Here is a 489-nt window from a genome sequence, read left to right on the forward strand (position 1 = left end):
CACGTATCGGGATGGTGTTCCAGCATCCCCGCGACCAGTTTGTCGCCGCGACCGTGGCGGCTGACGTGGCCTTCGGCCCGGAGAACCTCGGGCTCGACAGGGGAGAGATTGACCGCCGGGTCGATAGGGCGCTCGACGCTGTCGATCTCGGTGCTGCCGCCGAGAGCCGCATCGACGCTCTCTCGGGTGGCGAGCAAGCCCGCGTCGCCATCGCTGGGGCGCTCGCCATGGAACCGGACTACCTCGTGCTCGACGAACCGCTCGTCGGGTTAGACTGGCCGGCCAGAGACTCAGTGCTCGACCACCTCGACGCGCTGGCCGCCGATGGGACGGGTATCATCGTTGTCACGCACGACCTCCGGGACCTCCACGAGCGGGCCGACCGCCTCGTCGCGCTGCACGAAGGGCGGGTCGTGCTCGATGTGCCGCCAGCCGAAGCGCTCGACAGCCTCCCGGACCTTGGCATCAGAGACCCGCGATGTTGAGCTA

General features: G+C 68.5%; 1 protein-coding gene. It reads left to right on the forward strand.

All coding sequences use genetic code 11. The annotated features are described in order from the left end of the window. Nucleotides 1-485 (forward strand): energy-coupling factor ABC transporter ATP-binding protein (locus DVK07_RS21350; RefSeq protein ID WP_147441330.1); only part of this gene is annotated, 485 nt, incomplete at its 5' end. Nucleotides 486-489 lie beyond the last annotated feature (4 nt).

This window comes from Halorubrum sp. Atlit-26R (genome assembly GCF_003666015.1).
In the GTDB taxonomy this organism is placed as follows: Archaea; Halobacteriota; Halobacteria; order Halobacteriales; family Haloferacaceae; genus Halorubrum.